Source organism: Salinigranum halophilum, from assembly GCF_007004735.1.
Taxonomy (GTDB): domain Archaea; phylum Halobacteriota; class Halobacteria; order Halobacteriales; family Haloferacaceae; genus Salinigranum; species Salinigranum halophilum.
The window spans coordinates 39,018-54,180 of sequence record NZ_SSNL01000008.1 but is presented as its reverse complement, the minus strand read 5'-3'; the positions used below and the strand labels follow the sequence as shown (position 1 = coordinate 54,180).

The following is a 15,163-nucleotide window of genomic DNA, read 5'->3' as shown; positions in this document are numbered from 1 at the left end:
GGGGTGTGCGTGCGTTCCCCCCCCTCGCACCACACCCGGTCCTGCTCTTTCGACACCCCACGACAGACGTGTTTATTCCGTCCGCTCTCGAACGCCTGTCCATGACACCTGCTGACGGGGACCGTCCGGAGGCCACGCTGGCGGCGTTCGTCGCTCGATTGACGTACGACGACGTCCCAGACGCCGCGCGCACCACCATCGAACGCGCGTTCGTCGACACGGTCGGGGTGACGCTCGCGGGAAGCGTCGCCGACGCGGGCACACGAGCGGCCGTGTTCGCGACGAGCGTCGGGACCGGCGAGACGACGGTGCTCGGCACCGGCGAGACGGCGTCGCTCACCGACGCCGTCCTCGCGAACGGGACTGCCGGGCACGCCCTCGACTACGACGACCTCTCGTGGGCGATGGACGGTCACCCGAGCGTGCCTCTCGTCGCCCCCGCGCTGGCTGTCGGCGAGTACGTCGACGCGACGGGAGCAGACCTCGTCACCGCCTTCGCCGCCGGCTTCGAGGCGGAGTGTTACGTCGCCGAACCCGTCTCGCCGACGCACTACGAACAGGGGTGGCATCCGACGGCGACGTTCGGCACCTTCGGCGCGACCGCGGCGGCCGCGTCGCTCCTCGACCTCGACGAGAGAGCGACCGCGCGAGCACTCACCATCGCGGCTTCGATGCCCTCGGGACTGAAGCGTAACTTCGGGACGATGACCAAGCCACTGCACGCGGGACTCGCTGGGCGGTCCGGCGTGACGGCGGCCCTCCTCGCGCGGGACGGCTTCACCGCCGACGAGACGGCCATCAGCGGCGACCGCGGCTTCTGGGACCGCTACGCCGAGGGCGCAGCGCACGTCGCCGACCCACCGGGCGACCCGTGGCGACTCGAAGAGACGGGTATCAGCATCAAGGCGTACCCGTGCTGCTACTTCACGCACACGAGCATCGCGCTCGCGTCGCAACTCGCCGACGACCACGGGCTGGCTCCTGACGACGTCGAACGCGTCGAGGCGACGACGTCGCGTGGCGCGAGCGACGCACTCGTCCACGCCGACCCCGAGACCGGACTCGAAGCGAAGTTCTCGATGGAGTACGCCCTCGCGGCCGCGCTCGTCTTCGACCGTGTCGGGCTGGACGCGTTCGACTCGGAGGCGCTCGCCGACCCGGCGGTCCAGCACGTCCGCGAGCGGGCGACGTTCGTCGTCGACGACTCTCTCGCGTACAAGTCGAATCACGCGCGGGTGGCCGTCGAGACGGTCGACGGCGAACGATACGAAGCCGAGTTGGCAGCGCCCCCGGGGACGCCCGCGAACCCGCTCTCGGAGTCCGAACTCCGCGAGAAGTTCCTCGAGTGTGCGACGTTCGTCCTCGACCGCCCGGCGGCGGCGGACGCGTTCGCCGACCTCCGCGCGCTCCGCAAGTGCGAGAGCGTCCGTGACCTGCTCGCCTCGCTCTGCGTCTGAGCCGCAAAAAACCAAACCGTTCCTGCGTCCCGGGCCGCCTACGCCGGCGGGTTGGCCTCGCGCCACTCCTCGGCGACGGTGTCCATCAGTTTGAACTCGACGCCAGGCTTCGTCGACATGTGCTGGATGAGCGCCTCGAGGCGCATGATGCGGTGGGCCTGTCCAATCACCTGCGGGTGCATCGTGAGGATGAAGACGCCGTCGTCGACGTTCTCGTACATCCAGTCGAACTGGTCGTACCAGCGGCGGAAGATGGAGTCCTCAGAGACGTAGCCCATCCGGTGTGGGCGTGCCCAGGTGAAGGTGAACGGCGGCCAGTCGTCGCGCTGCCACGAGACGGGGAGTTCGACGATGTCCGTCGGTTCGCCGCGCACGTAGGGGCCGTCCGGCGGGGCCTCCCAGCCACCGTAGACGTAGTGTGGGGTGAAGTCCGAGGCCATCTTCGACGACTCCCACCGGATGCCGATGTCGGCGAGGATGTCGAGGGTGTGCGACGAGAAGTCCCACGCCGGGGAACGATAGCCGGTCGGCTTCCGCCCGGTGAGGTCGACGATGTTGTCGACGGCGCGTTCGACGTCGGCGCGCTCGTCCTCCTCGGACTCGAACGTCGCCGGGCCGGTGTGGCTCCAGCCGTGGTGTTGGATGTCGCCGCCGCGGTCCCACACCTCGCCACAGATCTCGGGGAAGCTCTCGATGGTGTGGCCGGGGACGAACCACGTCGCGGGGACGTCGTACTTGTCGTGGAGGTCGAGCAGTCGCGGTGCGCCGACTTCCGCACCGAACACCCCGCGGGAGTGCCGCGTGGGCTCGTCCCACGAGTCATACGACCAGAGCCACGTCGATACTGCGTCGAAATCGTACGATAGACAGACGGTAGCTTGCGCCATTAGCACGTGACTCTCACCCCGGTTCGGCTTAACTGTTGCTGGCAGAACGTGTACAGTTCGACCCGCTCACCGGGCGCAGCTGTCGATGGCAGAGAGAGACACTCGACGGTGGGTCCCGCGTCTTACGGCTGGTCCCAGCGGGTGCCGGGGTTCTCGTCGAGCCAGTCGAGGTGGTTCTCCGCACGGTCGTCGTAGATGACGTCGTCGGGGCCGAGCGGCTCGTCGGAGAAGGTGGCGTCGATGGCGTCGTCGACGCGGAGTACGAGGTCCGCAACCTCGAACGCCGCCACGATGCCCCGGCGCTTGTAGGCGACGGGGTCGAAGACGCCGGCTTCGGTCGCGCTCTCGACGGTCTGTTCCGGCAGGAGGAATCCGGCGTCGAGGGAGCCGGCGGCGTGTGCCATCCGGAGGTCCGCGACGGCGTCGATGGGGTCGGCACCGGCGTTCCGCGCGAGCGTCGCCACCACCGTCTCGAAGGCGTCGGCCATCCCCTCGACCGCGAGCTGTGCCTTCGTCGAGAGACCCGTCGCGCGGGCGCGGACCGCCCGTGCCAGCTCCATCTCGACGGCACCCGCACCGGGGACGACGCCCGGTCGGTGGCTGCCCTCCCCGCGGGCGGCGGCGACGGCCGCGGCCATCTTGCGGACCTCGGTCGTCGCCTGCGTCGCGACGTGCCCCGAGACGCCGTTGAGGACGACGGCCACGGAACCGGGGGTCGGACACTCGTCGAAGACGGTCATGACGGTGTTCTTTCGGCGGCCCCGACGGGGGTCACCCCGGACCTCTTCGACGCGTCCCGCGCGCCCGAGGTCCGTCGGAGCGACGTCTTCGGGGTTGCGGACGAGGCTCGCGCCGGTCGCGCGGGCGAGTTGGCGCATGTCGAGACGGTTCACGCTTCTGATGCCCATGATGCCGGCCTCCGCGAGCAGTTTCTGGAACGGGGGCGTGATGCCGAGGCGGCAGACGACGACGTCGACGCCGAGGGTGCGGTAGGAGTCGACGATGCGCCTCCGGCGCTCGGCGTAGAGGTCCTCGACGTCGTCGAAACTCGACGTGCGGAGGTCGAGCGTCGCTCGTTCGTCCCACTCGGGGTCTTTCAACCCCCCCGTGTCGTGTCCGTCGAGCAGGAGCACTGTCGCGTCAGTCACCGCCCGAGGCATCTGGTCGTTCGCGCGACCGTTCCGGTTGAGGACGGCTCCCTCGACGATCCGCGACGCGCCGATGGCTCCGGTGCTGAGCGTGCGCACGACGAACGTCTCCTCGGTGGGACGTGCGACGAGGTCGACCGCGTCGACGACGGTCGACGCCCACCGCGCCGCGAGACCGCCGACATCGTTCCCGGTCGCCGCAGCGCGGGCGACCTGTTCTTCGACCGCTCGTTCGTCGGGGAACGACGAGAGGAGCCGCGTCTCGGCGTCGAGTGTCGCGAGCGCCGCGTCGAGGCCGACCGCGTAGCCCGCGCGGACGTCGTGGGGGTGGACACCGCGGTCGACGAGGTCGACCGCCTCGTCGAGCAGCGCCGAGAGGAGCACGACGGTCGAGGTCACGCCGTCGGGGATGTCCTGGCCGACGACGTCGGTGTCGCCGGGTCGCTCCGGCCCGAGGACGCGGCGGACGATGGGTGCGATAGGGTGCGTGACCGGGAGCTCTTCGAGCAGGGTCGCGCCGTCGCTCGTGACGACCAGGTCGTCGGCGGGAACGTCACCCCGGTTCTGTGGTTCGGTCTCGCTCGCGAGCTGATTCACGACGAGCTTGTCGCTCGACAGCGGTCCGAAGGCCGTCGAGAGAACGCCAGCGAGGACGTCGACGGCGACGCAGTTGGCGTGGGGGAAGCGGGGAGCCGGTGGGTCGGCGTCGTCCGCGGTGGGTTGGGACGCCTCGTGTACGCTGCTCATTACACATATCCTGTACGTTCGGGTGTAAAAGGTTGTCTCCCACGGCGAGCGTCGGCACGGGAGTGACGAAACGTGGGATTTCTCCGGACGAACCCCGCTCGGGCGTCGACTCAGATGCTCCAGTCGGGCAGTTCGCGCGCGACGAACTGGCCGGTGCCGGGGTCGGCGACGATTTCGCCGTCGTCCGCCACGAGGTGGCCGCGGACGAACGTCTGCTTCACCTTCCCCGTCACCTCGCGACCCTCGTAGATGGAGAAGTCCGCCTTCGAGGCGTTGTCGGCCGCCGTGATGGTGTAGGTCTCGTCCGGGTCGAAGAGGACCACGTCGGCGTCGGTCCCGGGGTCGAGTGTCCCTTTCGTCGGCATGCCGAATATCTGCGCGACGTTGGTGCTCATGACGCGGACGAGCCAGGGGTACGAGAAGCCGCGCCTGCCGACGGCCTCGTCGTGGACGATGGGGAGGCTCCCTTGGAGGCCGTTCGCGCCGAAGGTCGACTCCCACCAGTTGTCGACCTGCTTCGACTCCAGCGAGTAGCCGCAGTGGTCGGTGGAGACCACGTCGAGCGTTCCGTGTCTGAGATGTTCGAACATCGCCTCGTTGTCGTCGGGCTTTCGAATCGGTGGGGCGATCATCGCCTGACAGCCGATGTCCTCGTAGATGGAGTCGTCGCAGACGAGGTAGTGCGTGCAGGTCTCGGCGCGGAGGAGTGAGCCGTCGCCGCGGAAGCTCGCGAGTTCGTCCGCCGCCTTCCGGCAGCTCGTGTGGATACCGTAGTACTTCGCGCCCGCCTCCTGGGCCATCCGGGCGGCGTCGTTCGCGGCCATCGCCTCGGCGTAGTCGGGGCGAGACTGCGGATACCACGTCGGGTCACCTTTCCCCTCCTCGATGAACAGCTCGGTGAGTTCGTCCGTGACCGAGGCGTCCTCGGTGTGGAACACCCCGACGGCGTCGAGGTCGGCGATGCGTTCGAGGACGCGGTTCATGAAGCCGTAGCCGAGGCCGATCTCGTAGGCGGTGAAGAGCTTGAACGACGTCACGCCCTCGTCGACCAGCGTCTCCAGTTCGTCCAGTACCGCGGGGTCCTCGCGGGTGATGGCGGCGTGGACGCTGTAGTCGATGAGCGCCTGTTCACCCTTCCGTTGCTTCTCCTCGAGGCCGTCCATCAACGTCCCCTCCTCGTCGTAGTTGCTCAGCTCGCCGACCCAGTGTTGCCAGGCGAAGTCGATGTACGTCGTGATGCCGCCCAGGGCGGCGGCGGCGGTCCCCGTCTCGTAGGTGTCGATCGAGAAGTGGTCCTCGATGTGGACGTGCGGGTCGATCATCCCGGGCATCACGAGCAACCCGCTCGCGTCGACCGTCTCGTGTGCGTCGGGCATCGACGCCTCGCTTCCGACGGCGACGATCTTTCCGTCGTCGAACGCGAGTGAGCCCTCGAACATGTCTGTCGCGGTGACGAGCGTCCCGCCAGTGATGACTGTGTCTACCGTCATATCGTGTGTGACAACTCCAAACGAGGGTATAAATCTTGACGCCCGGACCGGGGGCCTGAGAGGCGGCTCCCCACCCGCGCGATGCGGGCCACGCGGGGTCGACTACGCTGTCGACGTCGCCACGCGCTCCAGCGCCCGCGCGACACGGAGCGCGACACTGTCTTCGAACCGCGGGGCGACGACCTGCGCGCTCACCGGCACGCCCGACCGCTCGGTCACCGGGAGAGTCACGGCGGGGGTGCCGGCGATGTTGAACGGCGCGGTGTTGCCGATGATGGGGAGGAAGTCCGCGCGCGTCGTCGTCTCGCCCACCGCCGGGACGCGGTCGCGGAGTGTCGGCATCACGAGCGCGTCGACCCTCGAAAACGTCTCGTCGAGGCGCTCTTCGAAGGCGATTCCCTCCCGTCGCGCGCGAGCGTACGTCCGACCCGCACTGCGCGCGTCGAGGAACGCCGGCGGGAGGATTCGGCGTGCGACGTGTTCGCCGAGGCCCCGCTCGCGCGCCGCTCGGAACGCGGCCCGGAGCTCCTCGTTGTAGCCCGACCCGTGGCCGCGGACGACGCCGTCCTGTTCGAGCAGCCAGACGAACTCCGCCGAGCCGACGGTGAGGTACGCCGTCTCCATCTCCGCGAGGTCGAGCGGGACGTCGACGACCTCGACACCGACCGCCTCGAGCCGTGTCGCCACCGCGCGGACCGCCCCAGCCGCCGCGTCCGTGGCGCGCGAGAACGGCGTCGACGGCAACCCGACCCGGAGCCCGTCGGCGTCGTCGAGCCCGTCGGTGAGCGTTCCCGCCTCGCGCGCGCTCGACGTCGTCGGGTCGCGGCGGTCCGGACCGGCGATGGCCTCCAGCACCGTCGCGGCCGTCTCGACGTCGCGCGCGAGCGGGCCGATGGTGTCGAGCGAGGGGGCGAAGTCGACGAAACCGTAGCGAGGGACGAGCGTGTGCGAGGGTTTCACCCCGACGATACCACAGCAGGCGGCGGGGATGCGGACGCTCCCGCCGGTGTCCGTCCCGAGGGCGACGTCGACGGTTCCGGCGGCGACGGCCGCCCCGCTCCCGCTGGACGACCCGCCGGCGACGAGTGCCGCATTCAGCGGGTTCTCCACGTGGCCGAAATCGGAGAACTCCCCCGTCGGACCCATCGCGAAGGGTTCCATGTTCGCCTTCCCGACGACGCCCGCGCCCTCCTCTAAGAGGCGCTCGACGACCGTCGCGTCGAACGAGGGGACTACCGAGTAGGCCCCGGAGCCGCAGGTCATCTCGAGGTCGGCGACGGCGAGGTTGTCCTTCAGGGCGACGGTGATACCGACGAGGGTCCCGTGGCCGGATTCGACGCGCGGCTCGTCGTAGACGGCGAGAAGGGCGTTGTGGTCGTCGTCGGCCCGGTGGCCGCGGTCGTCGCCCGTCCGTGTCGGTGGCCGCTCGTCGGGAGCCGAGCCGAGCGCGTCAGCGAGAATCTCCGCTCGCACCTGGTCCGGCACGTCGAGGTGGAGCCGAGCGGCCTGCTCGCGCATGAGTTCCCGGTCGGCGTCGGTCGCAGCAGTCGCGTCGGTCACGAGACACCCCTCGTTCGATGGTCGCCGCCGGCGTGGGCGGGCGCTGCAACTGCGGTGGTGACGCTCGGGTGCCGTGGCTGGGACGGGCGGCGCATACGCTCTCGGTCACCGGCGAGTCATATAAAAACGTGCGTCGGTAGCGCGGACCCGCCTTAGTGCTCCATCGCGTCGTCCGACACGCGCAGCGCCTCGTCGAGGATGGCGACCGCCTCGTCGACTTCGTCCTCGTCGATGACGACTGGCGGTGCGATGATGAGCGTGTTTATCATGTTCGCGAGGTGCATGCCGTTCGACCAGGCGTGACCCGACACTTCGTCGACGACCGTCTTCCCCATCGAAATCTTGTCTTTGCGCTCGCCGAAGGGGACCCGCTCGCCCTCCTTTCTCGTGAGTTCCACGCCTCTGAACAGGCCGACACCTCTCACCTCGCCGACGCTCGGGTGGTCGGCCGCGACCTTCTCCAGTTCCGCACCCAGATACTCGCCCATTTCGCGGGCGTGCGGGATGAGGTCGTCGTCGATGTACGTCTCGACCGCCGCGCGACCGGCCGCGACAGCCACCGGGTGGCCGGCGTAGGTGTGGCCGTGACAGAACATGTTGTCCTCGAAGTGCGCGGCGATCTCGTCGGTGACGACCGTCGCGCCGAGCGGCGCGTACGCGCCCGTCAGCCCCTTCGCCATCGTCATGATGTCGGGCGTGACGTCGAAGACGTCGGAGCCGAACCACTCGCCACACCGCCCGAAGCCGGCCATCACCTCGTCACAGATGAGGAGTGCGCCGTGGTCGTGGGCGATCTCTTTCAGGCGGGGGAGGTACTCCTTCGGGGGCACGAGGATGCCGTTCGAGCCGACGACGGGTTCGACCAGCACCGCGGCGACGGTGTCGCCCTCGAGCATGAGCATCTCGTCGATGTACTCGAGGCTCTCCATCGGGTCCAGCGTGGACCCGTACGCGTACGGGTCGGGCGCTTTGATCATCCCCGGGAGGCCGGGTTCGGCCATCAGCCGTCGGGGGTCACCGGTGACGGAGATCGAGCCGTAGGTCGCGCCGTGGTACGAGCGGTACCGCGACATGATCTTGTGCTTCCCCGTGACGAGTCGGGCGATCTTGATCGCGGCCTCGACGGCTTCGGTCCCCGAGGTGGAGAAGAACGTCTTCGAGAGGTTCCCCGGCGTGACCTCGGCGAGCAGTTTGCCCAACTGCGCGCGGTTCTCCGTCGTGAGCGACGGGGCGAAGTACGCGCCCGTCCGCGCCTGCTCGGCCATCGCGTCCGCGACGCGGTCGGCCGAGTGACCGAGGTTCGAGCACATCAACTGCGCCGAGAAGTCGAGGCGGCGGTTGCCGCGCGCGTCGGTGAAGTAGACGCCGTCCCCACCCGCAATCTCGGTCGGGCTCACTTCGCTCTGGTACGACCACGTCCCGAAGACGTACTCTTTGTCCATCCGTTCGACGTCGTTCAGTCCGTCGGCTGTCTCTATGGTCTCTTGGTCGTCGGTGGCCATCGTATGTGGGTGGTTCGGGGGAGGCCGAGATTAATCTTCCGCGGCACTCTTCGGTGCCGACACGTCGAGGCGTGTCAGTCGACCTGCGCCTCGATGGCCTCGACGATGATGTCGAGGCCGCGTTCGGCCTGTTCGTGGGTCATGACGAGCGACGGGAGGAGCCTGAGCACCGTCCCCTGTCGGCCGGCGGTCCACACGAGGACGCCGCGCTCGTAACAGTACGTCTGGATGTCCTTGACCATCCCCTTGGCCTCCTTCGAGGGCTTCCCTTCGCCGTCGACGAACTCCGCGCCGATGAAACAGCCCTGGCCGCGAACCTCGGCGAGGTGGTCGTTGTCGGCCTCTCTGAGGCGTCCGCGGATGTACTCACCCAGTTCGACGGCGTGGTCGAGGAGCCCGTGCGACTCGATGTAGTCGATGGCGGCGATGCCGCCGCGCATCGCGGGGATGTTCCCTCTGAACGTCCCGATGTGTCCGCCGGGACCCCAGGTGTCGTAGTCCTCGTGGTACATCATCGCGCCGAGCGGGAGGCCGGCACCGCCGATGCCCTTCGCCATCGTCATCGCGTCGGGAGCGACGCCGTGCCACTCCGCGGCCCACCACTCGCCCGTCCGGCCGAAGCCGGACTGAATCTCGTCGAAGATGAGCATCACGTCGTTGTCGTCGGCGATGTCGCGCAGCCCCTGTAAGAACCCCGCCGGCGGGACGACGACGCCGCCCTCGCCCTGGATGGGCTCGACCCAGATGGCCGCCGGTTTCTCCTGGCCGGCGTACGGGTCCTCGACGGCCGCCTGGACGCGTTCGAGCGCTCGGCCGCAAGAGAGGTCGCCACAGCAGTTCGGGGCCGGACAGACCGCCCGCGCGTTCTCCGTGTCGGCGTTACCCCGCTCGCGCAACGGGTACGGGTAAGGGACGTGCCGGACGTCGGGCAGGAGTGGGTCGTACCCCTGTTTGTACTTTCGGCCGCCGGTGAGTGTCAGCGCGCCGGCGGTGCCGCCGTGGTACGACCCCTCGAACGCCATCATGGCGTTCCGCCCCGTGTTGTGCTTGGCGAGTTTGATAGAGCCCTCGATGGCGTCCGAGCCGCTCGGCCCGCCGAAGACGACCTTGTTGTGGTCCTTCAGCCCGCTCGGGGCGATGTCGTTCAGCCGCTCGATGAACTCGATTCGCGCCTCCGTCGGAAAGTCGATGGTGTGGACGAGTTTCTCGGTCTGGGCGTTCACGGCGTCGAGGACGTGCGGGTTCGAGTGACCCACGTTGAGGACGCCGATTCCGGCGAAGAAGTCGAGGAAGACGTTCCCGTCGACGTCGCGGAGCGTCGCCCCGCGCCCCTCGTCGAGGGCGATGGGGACACTTCGTGGGTAGGACACCGCACTCGTATCGACCTCGCGCTGTCGCTCCAGCAACTTCTTCGACTTCGGTCCCGGAATCGAGGTGTTCATCTGTGGCGCGTCCGCGAAGTGCACGTCTTCGATCGGTGGTCCTGCAGTCATACCCGACACGTCGAAGAGCGTGATAAAATAGGTTTGGCTCTGGTGGCAGTTCGTTTCCAGGTCTCTTCGCGACTGCCGCCGGTGAATCGACTGCGACCGAGCAAAACGGTTAATCCGTATCCTGTCAATCGATGACGTATGGCGCGAATCGACATCAACTGCGATATGGGCGAGAGCTTCGGGAACTACACGATGGGTCGAGACGGCGAGGTGATGCCGTACATCACCTCGGCGAACATCGCGGGCGGCTTTCACGCCGGCGACCCGCACGTGATGAGTGAGACGGTCGAACTCGCGGCCGACCACGGCGTCGGTATCGGCGTCCACCCCGGCCTGCCGGACATGATGGGATTCGGGCGGCGGACGATGGACGCGACGCCCGCGGAAGTCCGCGACTACGTCGTCTACCAGCTGGGTGCGCTCGACGCCTTCGCCCGCCGACACGGGACGCGCGTCCAGCACGTCAAGCCGCACGGGGCGATGTACTCGATGCTCTCACAGAGCGAAGAGCACGCGCGGGCGGTGATGGAGGGAATCCTCGAAGTCGACCCTGAACTCATCTACCTCGCGACGGACATGCACATCTACGAGGTGGCACAGGAGTTCGACGACCTCAGAGCCGTCTTCGAGGGGTACGTCGACATCCTCTACCGCGAAGACCGCAGCCTCATCGTCGAGAAGCAGATGGACCCAAAGCCCCCCGAGGAGGTGGTCGAGCGGTTCGTCTCTATCGCCACCGAGGGCGAGGTCGAGACGGCCTCCGGCGAGACCATCGAGGTCCCGGCCGAGAGCATCTGTATCCACGGCGACGGGCCGAACGCCGTCGAGTTGTTGGAGGCGGTCCACGACGCGGTCGACGAGTACGGTATCGAACTCGTCGGCCTCGACGAACTGGTCTAGGCCTCCCACTCGGGCACCGTCGAGAGGTCGAACTCCTCGTCGATGAACTTCGTCGTGTGCTCGTTCGCCTGGAAGCGCTCGTCGTCGAGCATCGTCTGGTGGAACGGAATCGTGGTCGGGACGCCCTCGATGTCGGCCTCGCGGAGGGCGCGCTTCGCCCGGCGGACGACCGACTCGCGGTCCTCGGCGTGCACGATGAACTTCCCGACGAGCGAGTCGTAGAAGGGAGATATCTTGTCCCCTTCGTCGACGCCGTCGTCGACGCGGACGCCGATTCCTCTCGGGGGACGGTACCGCGCTAGCTCCCCGGGTCGCGGAGCGAAGTCGTTGGCGGCGTCCTCGGCGTTGATACGGAACTCCATCGCCGCACCGCGGGGCTCGACGCTCTCCTGAGAGAAATCGAACTCCTCCCCGGCAGCCACACGCAGTTGCCACGCCACGAGGTCGATACCAGTCGTGATCTCCGAGAGGGGATGTTCGACCTGGATTCTGGTGTTGACCTCGAGGAAGTAGAACTGGCCGTCTTCGTACAGGAACTCCACCGTCCCGGCGTTGGTGTAGTCGGCTTCTGCCATCCCGTGTCTCGCGGACTCACAGAGTTCCTCCCGCAGTTCGGGCGTGAGCGAGGGCGAGGGCGTCTCTTCCAGAACTTTCTGCTGCCGTCGCTGGAGGGAGCAGTCGCGCTCGTACAGGTGGCGGACGTTCCCGTGAGAATCGGCGATGACCTGCACCTCGATGTGACGAGGGTTCTCGAGGAACTTCTCGACGTAGACGTCGGGGTTGTCGAAGTACGCCTCACCCTCCCGTTTGGCCGCCTGAAGCGCGTCGGGAATCGAGTCCTCCTCGGTGACGACCTTCAGGCCCCGACCGCCCCCACCCCCGTCGGCCTTGATGGCGATGGGGTACCCGTGCTCCTCGGCGAACGCTTCGACTTCCGAAGCCTCGGTCACGGGGTCCGTTGTCCCAGGAACGATAGGGACGCCGGCGGCCTGCATCACCTTGCGTGACTTCGTCTTCTCGCCCAGTTGCTCCATGACGTCCGCGGCAGGACCGACCCACGTGAGGCCCTCGTCGACGACTCGCCGGGCGAAGGCGGCGTTCTCGGCGAGGAAGCCGTAGCCGGGGTGGACCGCGTCGGCGTCGGTCTCGTGTGCGGCCTCGATGAGCGCGTCCATATCGAGGTAGCTCTTCGACGCCATCGACCCGCCGACGTGGGCCGCGTGGTCGGCGTGTCTGACGTGTTTCGCCGTCTCGTCGGCGTCGCTGTACACCGCGACGGCTTCGATACCCAACTCGTGGCACGCGTTGATGACACGGATGGCGATCTCTCCTCGGTTGGCAACGAGGACGCGCTCGAACATGCCGCTCGGTATACCGACCATCGATATATACCCTGGGGGTCGACGGCGACGAGTCGCGTCGTGGTGAGCGGGCCGCGGCGTCGAGCGGCAGGCGTCTCGAGCGTGACGGTCGTCTGGTGAGCGGCGACAGAGACGCACGCGCCTCGTCTCGCTCACCGAGCGCCCGCACGCGAGTGCACACGCACACGCCGAGGTGACCGTCACCTATAATTCGGTACCTGTTGACATTCGACTATAACCGATGTCCGCAGAACGCATCACACCGACGGAACTCCCCGAACCACGGTACGAACACGGCGCGGACGACTACGTGTTCGTCGAACTCTCCGAAGAGATGAGCTTCGACGCCAACTTCCAGGCGATGGCCATCACCCAGCAGATTCGCGAGCGCGACATCCCGGGCGTCGACGAGATTTGCCCGGCCAACGCCTCGTACCTCTTGCACTTCGACCCCGACGAGATTGCTCCGACAGCCCTCGTCGACGAACTGAAACAGATCGCGGCCGAGACCGACCTCTCCGAGTACGAGTGGGACACGCGCGTCATCGACGTTCCCGTCCTCTACCAGGACGAGTGGACCCACGAGACGCTGATGCGCTTCCGTGACAACCACCAGGACCCCGACGCCACGGACCTGGAGTACTCGGCGCGCATCAACGGCTACGAGACTGCCCAGGACTTCATCGACGCCCATGCCGGTGCCCCACACATGGTGACGATGGTCGGCTTCGTCCCCGGATTACCGTGGTGTTTCCAGATGGTGCCCGAGAGCCGGCAAATCGAGGTGCCGAAGTACGTCCAGCCGCGGACTGACACCCCCTCGCGGGCCGTCGGCTTCGGCGGGGCGTTCACCGCCATCTACCCCGTTCAGGGTGCCGGCGGGTACCAACTCTACGGACGAACGCCCGTCGAGGTGCTCGACGTCGATCAGGAACTGGCCGACTTCGAGGAGTCGATGGTCCTCCCGAACCCCGGTGACATCCTGAACTTCAGGCAGATCGACCGTGAGGAGTACGACGCGATTCGCGAAGGGGTCGAAGACGGGAGCTACCGCTACACGATGGAGGAGGTGGCGTTCTCGCCCGAGGAGTTCTTCGCGGACCCCGATGGGTACAACGAGCGGTTGGTGGAGGTGCTGTACTAATGATTCACGTCCTCGACGGCGGGCTCTCGACGACGGTCCAAGACGACGGACGCTTCGGCCACTACCACATCGGGATGCCACCCTCGGGCGCGATGGACCAGTACTCACACGCGGTGGCGAACTACCTCGTCGGCAACGACACCGGACACGCCACGCTGGAGATGACCTACAAGGGGTGTGACCTCCGCTTCGAGGAGGACACCGTCATCGCGCTCGCGGGGGCGACGATGGCCGGCGAACTCGCGGGGGAACCGGTTCCGATGTGGGAGTCGGTCGACGTCTCGGCCGGCGACGAACTCTCGATGCAGTTCGCGACCGAGGGCGCGCGGACGTACCTCGCCGTCGCCGGCGGCGTCGACGTCGCGCCCGTGATGGGGAGTCGGTCGACGTACACGCTGGTCGGCATCGGCGGCCACGAGGGGCGGCCGCTGGAAGAAGGCGACACCCTCGCAGTCGGTGATGCCGACACTGGCGGGTTGGCCGGGCGACGAGCCCCGAGGAACGCCATCCCTTCGTACGACGACAGTGAACCGATTCGCGTCGTCCTCGGGCTGTGTGACTACCGGCTCACCGACGAGAGTCGGGAGGAACTCTGCAGCGAACCGTGGACGGTCGACGCCGATGCCGACCGCGTCGGCTACCGACTCAACGGCGTCGACATCGAGTTCGAACCGCGTGAACAGCCGTTCGGTGCCGGCACCGATCCCTCGAACGTAGTCGACCTGGGCTACCCCGTCGGCTCCATCCAGGTGTCGACGCTCCCGATTGTCCTGATGCGCGACGCTGTCACCGGCGGCGGCTACGCGACGGTCGGCACCGTGGTGAGTTCCGACCGGAACCTCCTCGGCCAGCGTCGGACGCACGAGGAGGTCTACTTCGAGTCCGTCACGGTCGACGAGGCGCTCGACGCTCGCCAGGAAGAACAGGCCCTCCTCGAGGAGGTCCGGGAGTCGTTCGCGTGAGTTCGACCATCGAAGCAACGTTTATGCCCGCGACCACTGTACAGTCTCCCGACACGGACACTCAGACCGTCCCCCAACTATGACGACATTCACCATCGAAGCCCCGATGCCGGGCGTGTTCTACCGTAGCCCAGACCCAGAAGACCCGCCGTTCGTCGAGGTGGGTGACGCCGTCTCCGCCGGCGACGTCGTCGCCCTGGTCGGCGTGATGAAGAACTTCTACGACGTCACGAGCGAGAAGGACGGCGTCGTCACCGAGGTCCACGCCGACAACGAGTCCGAAATCGAGGCGGGTGCCGACCTCATCACGCTCGAAGTCGACGACTGAGTCGAAGCCACCGTCCGCGGGTCCCCGGACCCGGTCTTCTCTCGACCGCGTGTCACCGATACCGCCAGAGCGGCGCTCACGCGGTCTATTTCGACCGTTCGTGAGCGACGGCCTCCCGGCGCACCACGCTCCTATTTTGTATAGCAGTATATGATTTATGGGTCGGCCAACGGACAGAGTTCTG

The 15,163-nt window shown here is 67.5% G+C and carries 12 protein-coding genes; 5 read left to right on the top strand and 7 right to left on the bottom strand.

Annotated features, from left to right (window positions below; translation table 11 throughout):
* The first annotated feature begins 101 nt into the window (after window positions 1-101).
* On the top strand, window positions 102-1,457 hold the full coding sequence (locus E6N53_RS19245) for an MmgE/PrpD family protein (protein ID WP_142861065.1): 1,356 nt from the start codon (window positions 102-104) through the stop codon (window positions 1,455-1,457).
* Between the two features lie 38 nt (window positions 1,458-1,495).
* Here the strand turns inward: E6N53_RS19245 and E6N53_RS19240 are convergent, their stop codons facing one another.
* The 6 genes from E6N53_RS19240 to E6N53_RS19215 form a co-directional block, all read right to left on the bottom strand.
* The gene (locus tag E6N53_RS19240) at window positions 1,496-2,344 is read right to left on the bottom strand and encodes a polysaccharide deacetylase family protein (RefSeq protein ID WP_142861064.1); all 849 of its coding nucleotides are present in this window, start codon (window positions 2,342-2,344) and stop codon (window positions 1,496-1,498) included.
* Window positions 2,345-2,466: 122 nt separating this feature from the next.
* Entirely contained in the window at window positions 2,467-4,239 is a 1,773-nt protein-coding gene (locus tag E6N53_RS19235; RefSeq protein WP_142861063.1) for a TCP-1/cpn60 chaperonin family protein, read from the bottom strand.
* 110 nt (window positions 4,240-4,349) lie between these two features.
* Window positions 4,350-5,729, bottom strand: coding sequence for a dihydroorotase (locus tag E6N53_RS19230; RefSeq protein ID WP_142861062.1), 1,380 nt, complete (start codon window positions 5,727-5,729; stop codon window positions 4,350-4,352).
* Between the two features lie 102 nt (window positions 5,730-5,831).
* Window positions 5,832-7,289 carry an amidase gene (locus E6N53_RS19225; RefSeq protein WP_201741207.1) on the bottom strand — a complete coding sequence of 486 codons (1,458 nt, stop codon included), beginning with the start codon at window positions 7,287-7,289 and terminating at the stop codon, window positions 5,832-5,834.
* Between the two features lie 152 nt (window positions 7,290-7,441).
* Window positions 7,442-8,791: an aminotransferase family protein gene (locus E6N53_RS19220; RefSeq protein ID WP_142861061.1), complete on the bottom strand. Its 1,350-nt coding sequence runs from the start codon at window positions 8,789-8,791 to the stop codon at window positions 7,442-7,444.
* 74 nt (window positions 8,792-8,865) lie between these two features.
* Entirely contained in the window at window positions 8,866-10,284 is a 1,419-nt protein-coding gene (locus tag E6N53_RS19215) for an aspartate aminotransferase family protein (RefSeq protein ID WP_136603310.1), read from the bottom strand.
* Between the two features lie 138 nt (window positions 10,285-10,422).
* Here E6N53_RS19215 and E6N53_RS19210 point away from each other — a divergent pair, with 138 nt between their 5' ends.
* Window positions 10,423-11,184 carry a LamB/YcsF family protein gene (locus E6N53_RS19210; RefSeq protein WP_142861060.1) on the top strand — a complete coding sequence of 254 codons (762 nt, stop codon included), beginning with the start codon at window positions 10,423-10,425 and terminating at the stop codon, window positions 11,182-11,184.
* Here the strand turns inward: E6N53_RS19210 and E6N53_RS19205 are convergent.
* Window positions 11,181-12,545, bottom strand: coding sequence for an acetyl-CoA carboxylase biotin carboxylase subunit (locus E6N53_RS19205; RefSeq protein ID WP_142861059.1), 1,365 nt, complete (start codon window positions 12,543-12,545; stop codon window positions 11,181-11,183). The two genes, E6N53_RS19210 and E6N53_RS19205, sit on opposite strands and share 4 nt — an antisense overlap.
* A gap of 241 nt (window positions 12,546-12,786) precedes the next feature.
* Between E6N53_RS19205 and E6N53_RS19200 the strand changes: the two genes are divergently transcribed.
* From E6N53_RS19200 to E6N53_RS19190, 3 genes are all read left to right on the top strand, one after another.
* Window positions 12,787-13,689, top strand: coding sequence for a 5-oxoprolinase subunit B family protein (locus E6N53_RS19200; RefSeq protein WP_142861058.1), 903 nt, complete (start codon window positions 12,787-12,789; stop codon window positions 13,687-13,689).
* Window positions 13,689-14,651, top strand: a complete 963-nt coding sequence (locus E6N53_RS19195) for a 5-oxoprolinase subunit C family protein (RefSeq protein WP_142861057.1) — start codon at window positions 13,689-13,691, stop codon at window positions 14,649-14,651. The genes E6N53_RS19200 and E6N53_RS19195 overlap by 1 nt, the downstream gene beginning before the upstream one ends.
* Before the next feature lie 79 nt (window positions 14,652-14,730).
* Window positions 14,731-14,979, top strand: a complete 249-nt coding sequence (locus tag E6N53_RS19190) for an acetyl-CoA carboxylase (RefSeq protein WP_136591826.1) — start codon at window positions 14,731-14,733, stop codon at window positions 14,977-14,979.
* The last annotated feature ends 184 nt before the right edge of the window (window positions 14,980-15,163 follow it).